The following is a 6,023-nucleotide window of genomic DNA, read 5'->3' as shown; positions in this document are numbered from 1 at the left end:
TCTTGAAATATGAAAAAGTTGGGCAGGTCATGCATGGCCTGCCCAACTTTTTTGCAAGGAGTGGATGTGATCGAAGATATTTTGGCCGAGCACGGACTCACGCCGGACATCGACGACGCGCCTTTGGGCGCGGCGTATGAATCCTGTCCGGCGGTACACAAATCCGTGATCAAGAATGCCCTGGCTTTTGCCCATGCCCTGGCCCAGACCGGGTCGGAGCCCGTGTCCGAAACGCGGCGATTTGGCCACGTTGAACAATGCGTGACCCATGAACGTCTGGATTGGGCTTTTTTTGCCGTGGACCTGCGTCGGTTTCCTTTGACCGCGATTTGCTCGGCCATGGTCTTGGCCGTGGCGGCCAAGGTCGAAACCGTGGTCGTGCATGTCACCGGACCGGTTTCGGAGGCGTTGTTGTGCGGATGCGACCTGCTGTCCGTGGATCAGATTTTTACCCATGAGCCGGGCCCTGTTCTTGATGCCGTGCAGTCTGGCGGCCATGGCGTGGTCGTGGATCTGGCTGGACTGGATCTGCGCGCGCCGAGCTTGCTGCGTCCGGACCCGGACCGATACGGCGTTGCCATTCACCTTCCGGATTCGGATTATGTCCAGGCGTATCGTGCCGTGACCGTCGAAACCTTGCCCCGCTCCCAGTCGTATATTGCCTATGGTGGCGAGCCAGGTGTCGCGCCCGTGGTCATGGCCGAGCGTTTTTTGGGGTGCTGGCCGTGGGACGTGCTTTCCGTGGCGACATTTCGCCGTACAACCTCCATGTTCGTTTGAGCCGCCATGAAGAAACATTCCGTCCATTTATTCCGCAATATTGGCGTCATCGCCCACATCGACGCGGGCAAGACCACCCTGACCGAACGCCTTTTGTTTTATTCTCATAAAATTCACAGAATCGGCGAAGTCCACGATGGCAACGCCACCATGGATTATCTTGAGGAGGAACAAAAGCGGGGCATCACGATTACCTCGGCCTGCACCACCATTGATTGGAAGGATTGTCGCATCAACATCATCGATACGCCGGGTCATGTGGATTTCAACGTCGAGGTGGAGCGTTCCCTGCGTGTTTGCGACGGGGCCGTGGTCGTGTTCTGCGGGGTCAACGGGGTGGAATCCCAAAGCGAGACCGTGTGGCGTCAGGCCGAAAAATACCATCTGCCCAAGCTGGTGTTCATCAACAAGACCGACCGCCCCGGCGCGGACTATTGGCGGGTGGTGGATGATATCGGGACGCGTTTTGGCGTTGTTCCCGTTCCCGTGACCATTCCCTCGCGGACCGAGGAGGGGGCGGTACTTGACGTGATCCGGGGACGAATGCTCCGTTTTGATCCAGCGGATCAGGGGAGCACCGTGCAGGAGCTCGATGTGCCCGAGGCGGAGGATTTCGAGACCCACCGCCGGGCGTGCATCGAGATTTTGGCCGATTTGGATGACGTCGTGATGGAAAAATATCTTGCCGACGAGTCCCTGGACGAGGCCGAGCTGCGTCTGGCTTTGCGTCGGGGCACGTTGGCCGGTCGGGCCGTTCCAATCTATTGCGGCAGCGCCCTCAAGAATCTGGGCGTGCAGCCTCTCATGGACGGAATCGGTCATTTTTTGCCCGCCCCGGATGAGTCCTTTTCCCAGAGGCACGTTCAGGAGCGGATGCGCGAGGACAAGGTTCGGGAGGATCAGTTTGTCGGGTTTGTATTCAAGGTCATGTTCGAAGGCGCGCACAAGAAAATTTTTTTGCGTGTCTATAATGGCCAAATCGGTGAGAATTGCGCTGTCTATAATTCCCGCCTGGAACGTTTTGAGAAGATTCACAAACTGTATACGGTCCATGCCAACCGACACGAGCCCACTGTCGAGGCCCGGGCCGGCGAGATCGTTTTGGCCACGGGCCTGAAGGATTGCGTCACCGGGGACACGCTGTTTTCCGGAAAATCAGCCCTGCGGCTGGAAAATATCGATGTGCTGCAGCCGGTGCTGAATGTGGCGTTGGTGCCGGGCAGCGCCAGCGATACCGAAAAGCTTCAGGCTTTGCTCGAACGCTACAGCATGGAAGATCCGACCCTGCGCGTCTTTACCGATGAGGACACGGATCAACTGATTGTCGCGGGCTTGGGCGAATTGCACTTGGAGGTGGTTTTGGATCGGCTGCGTCGCGAGAGCGGGGTTGCTTTCCGTTATGGCAATCCCCAGGTAATCTGTCTGGAGACCATTCAGGCCGAAGCCGAAGGGCAGGGCGCTTGTTCCCGGACCATCGGCGAGCACACCCACCGGGGGGCCGTACGCGTGACCATCCAGCCCGCGCCGCGCGGCACGGGCAATGTCTGCCAGGCTGCCAAGCCCAATCTTGCCCATGCGGATATCGCCCTCAAGGCCATGGAGGACAGTTTGCAAGCTGGCGTGCTTAAAGGTTTCGTGGTCACGGATGTGACCGCGCGCCTGGAGGCCGTCGAGCCGTTCGAGGGCGGCCTGACCGAGCTGGGGGTGCGCATGGCCACGCTGGATGCCATGAAGTCGGCCATGGCCCAGGCCGCACCGGTTGTTTTGGAACCGATCATGAGCATGGAATTGCGCATGCCCGCCGAGTACGTCGGGGATTGCGTGAATTTGTTGGGGGGTAAAAACGCACGCATCTTGGATGTCATGACTTCGGAATTTGAATCCCGGATTAGTGCACACGCCCCGATGCGTCAGCTTTTTGGTTTTTCCACGGAATTGCGCTCCCGCACCAAGGGCAAGGCATTTTTCAGTTTGGTGTTTTCCGGATACGACATGGTTGGTTGACCCCCTCGACAGAGTGGCTATGTGTGCCCATAGTAAAGACTTGGAGGGTACGTTTTGAACTGAATGCGTTCAGGCCGGGCAAAGGTGGAGCAATATCGCTGAAGGGGAGAGGGCTGATCCGCGCGTGGGTATATGGACCACCGCAAGAGGCGATATGGACATTGTGCGCGACACGCAATTGCCGCGAAGCGAAGTGGATGAAGCGCAAGGCCATGTCGGGTTGGCGGCCAGATTTCTGCTGTGTGCGTTGTGTTCGTTGAGTCTGCATGTCATGATGGGGCTGGTGCTGGACCTTCCGCCCATGGGCGAGCCGGGGCCAAACGCGGTCATCACCCTTGATCTGCTGTCACGGAATGAACCCAAGCCGCAGCCCTTGGCCACATCCGCGCCTGCCGTCCAATCGAGACAACCGGAACCCGTCCCGACCAAGGAAATCACGCCAAACCCACCGGTTTCCAAAAAAATCGCGCCCCGTACACCAGTCAAGCCCGTCGTGAGGCGTCCCGCTCCCAAGACATCGCGTCCCAAACCCCAAACCGTTGCAGCCGCGTCTTCTGGTCGGACAAAACCGGTACTGCCCGCCACGACCAAAGCTGATCCCCGTCGATCGGCTTCATCCGCTGTTCCCGTTCTTTTGAACAACGAATCCGGGCAGGACGCCCTCAAGCATGGCTCCGAAGCCCGGTTCATGCACGGCCTCGCCACCGAGGAATTCGTGGAAGAAAATTATGTTGGCACGTATCGGGTTTCCGGTCGGGGCCGGGTTTGGATCGAGGACGATCGGGCGGTCAGCGGGCGCCTCATCCTCCACGACGAGCAGAGCGGATTCTGTCGCCCACTGTACCGATTCAATCGGTTCATCTATGTTTACGGAGAAACTCCGGACAAACCCTCGCCCGTGCTGGGTTCGGTGACGTTTTTATCCGATGGCTCCATGGTGCACCAGTTCATCTGGCAACACAACTCCACGCAAGCTTATTATCCCCTTCGTCAGTAAACTCGGCAATCGTCGAGATCGTCCAGAATTTCCCTGGCCTGGACCCGCTTCAGGGCGCGGCCTTGGATGAGGATGTCGTGCAGACACTGTTCCACGGGGAGGTCCGTGTCGATGCGGATGTGGGGCCGTGGCGGGGTGAACGGTTCGTAGTGGGCGAGCATGGCTTCGAGATGGATCAGCCGTGCGTCGGACGTGCCGGGCGTGGTCTCGCGCTGGGATAGACGTTGCCTGATGGTATCCACGGAACAGGCGCATTCGACGAAAACGAGGCCTGCGTCCCGGTCCCGAGCTAGGTCCATGGCGGCTTCGCGCCATTGGTGGCTGGAAAATGTGGCGTCCACGACCACGGATTGACCGCGTTTGAGTTCGTCGTGCGCCAGGTTGAGCAGTTTGGCGTAGACTCTGTTTTTGAGCACGGGGTGGTATTTGCCGGACTGGAATGGCGCGACGCCGTCGCTGGGAAAGTCCGGGTCTTGTTTTCGGATGATGTCGGACTGGAACAGACGTATGTCCAGGGCCTGGGCCACCATGCGGGCCAGGGTCGATTTTCCGGAAGCCGGCAATCCAAGAAACACCCAGAGCACGGGGCGTCCAAAGAGCATGGCGTATTCGCGGGCTTGGGAGAGATAGCTGTTGATGTTGGCCAAAAGCGCGGCATGTCCACCCGGCGCGGCCTGATTCAGGGACAGACAAGCCACTTTCAGTCGAACCAGGGCGCGGTAGGCGGCATGGAAGTCGAGCAGGGCGTGGATTTCCGGGTCGTGGGTGGCTCGCGCGTAGGCGGACAGCAGGCGACTGGCAATTTCCGGATGACCGAGGTGTTCCAGATCCATCACCAGGAAGGCCAGATCCAGGGCCACGTCACCGTAGCGGAAGCGCTGGTTGAATTCGATGCAGTCAATGATTTGGATGCCATGATGGAAATAGACGTGTTCGGCCCGGAGATCGCCGTGGCCGTCCCGGATTTTGCCATGATCAATTCTGTTGCGGAACAGGTTGTGATGAGTGTTCCAAAACGCGCGGCAAACCTGGCGGACGAATTCCCAGTGGGCGGGGTTCATATGCTCCGACACGAAGGGCGCGGTCTGGGTAAAGTTTTCCTCCATGTTGGTCCGAATCAGGTCCGGCTCGCCAAAGGCGTCGATGTCCGCGCTGGTTTCGGCCTGATCATGAAATACCGCCAGAACGCGCCCCAGGGCCGAAATGTCCTCGTCCGTGACGTGGCCATCCTCGAGGCGGGCCGCCAGGCTGGATTCATCCGGAAGCTGGGCCATTTTCACGGCGTATTCGATAATGCGCCCATTGCCATGCAGCGCGAGATTCCCGTTCTCGTCCTGGCGGATACCCACGACGCCCTGATAGACGCCGCTGGTTAAACGCTGATTAAGGACGACTTCACGCTCGCAAAACAGCTTGCGGTCGGAAAGCCTCCGAAAGTCGAGGAAACCCAGATTGCGCGGTTTTTTGAGCTTGTAGACCCACTCTCCGGTTAGAAATACGGTCGAGATATGGGTCTGTCTGATTTCAAGGCGGTTGATCGGATGGGGATAGAAAGCTGGGTCGGCCATGGCCAGACAGACGCTATCGAACCCAATCTCGGGTTCCACGCTGGTTTCAGGGGGCTGCTGTTTGTTCATGTTTATGTTCCCGAGGATGTGATCGAAGACGGTTTTTAAGGAGCGCTCTTTGTTTTGAAGCGATGTTTTTTTGCATATCACGTCGCGATCTGTTTCGGCTACGGGAGAAGCGAGCTGGATTTCTGGATTGGTCGCGGCCGGCACGAATGTTTCAAGAAATACTTGACGGTTATTCCTTTCGCACATAAAAGCCAATTTCTCGACGCGCCCGTAGCTCAGTTGGATAGAGTGCCTGACTACGAATCAGTAGGTCGCAAGTTCGAATCTTGCCGGGCGCACCACGAAATCAAGGGGTTACTGAATTTGATCAGTAACCCCTTCTTTTTTTGTGTGGATTCTGGGCGGGACTTTTTTCGAGGTGCCCATTTCAAAGGCTTCTATCGCCAGTGGTTTGTCGTGAGGTTGGTTTTCGAACGGCGCAGGGGATGCGTCTTGATGGGAGTGTGGGGAGTGATAGAGCGGCGGCGGTGACGTTGTTTATTTCTGACTGCTAAAAATTGTCAATATTAACTCGACTTTCGGGGTTAGCCATTAGCAGCTAACAACCTTTGTTCATTGAAAATATAATCGAAATTGCGCCCAGAACTGTGTATTCCGTCTCTGAA

Annotated in this window: 4 protein-coding genes and 1 tRNA gene; 4 read left to right on the top strand and 1 reads right to left on the bottom strand. The window is 57.6% G+C overall.

The features are described 5' to 3' along the window. Positions 1-66 precede the first annotated feature (66 nt). The 3 genes from EOL86_11440 to EOL86_11430 all read left to right on the top strand — a co-directional run bounded on the left by EOL86_11440 (position 67) and on the right by EOL86_11430 (position 3,781). Entirely contained in the window at positions 67-780 is a 714-nt protein-coding gene (locus EOL86_11440; protein NCD26187.1) for a hypothetical protein, read from the top strand. A 6-nt stretch (positions 781-786) separates the two neighbouring features. Then, entirely contained in the window at positions 787-2,784 is a 1,998-nt protein-coding gene (locus EOL86_11435; protein NCD26186.1) for an elongation factor G, read from the top strand. Between the two features lie 154 nt (positions 2,785-2,938). Next, positions 2,939-3,781 carry a hypothetical protein gene (locus tag EOL86_11430; protein ID NCD26185.1) on the top strand — a complete coding sequence of 281 codons (843 nt, stop codon included), beginning with the start codon at positions 2,939-2,941 and terminating at the stop codon, positions 3,779-3,781. On the opposite strand, the gene EOL86_11425 is transcribed toward EOL86_11430, so the two are convergent. Further along, positions 3,775-5,604: a hypothetical protein gene (locus tag EOL86_11425; protein NCD26184.1), complete on the bottom strand. Its 1,830-nt coding sequence runs from the start codon at positions 5,602-5,604 to the stop codon at positions 3,775-3,777. The genes EOL86_11430 and EOL86_11425 overlap by 7 nt on opposite strands. 18 nt (positions 5,605-5,622) lie before the next feature. Between EOL86_11425 and EOL86_11420 the strand changes: the two genes are divergently transcribed. Next, positions 5,623-5,699 (top strand) — tRNA-Arg (locus EOL86_11420). Positions 5,700-6,023: the final 324 nt, after the last annotated feature.

Source organism: Deltaproteobacteria bacterium (assembly GCA_009930495.1).
Lineage (GTDB): Bacteria > Desulfobacterota > Desulfovibrionia > Desulfovibrionales > Desulfomicrobiaceae > Desulfomicrobium.
Note: the sequence above shows the minus strand (reverse complement) of the source record. Positions and strands in the feature narration are given on the sequence as shown.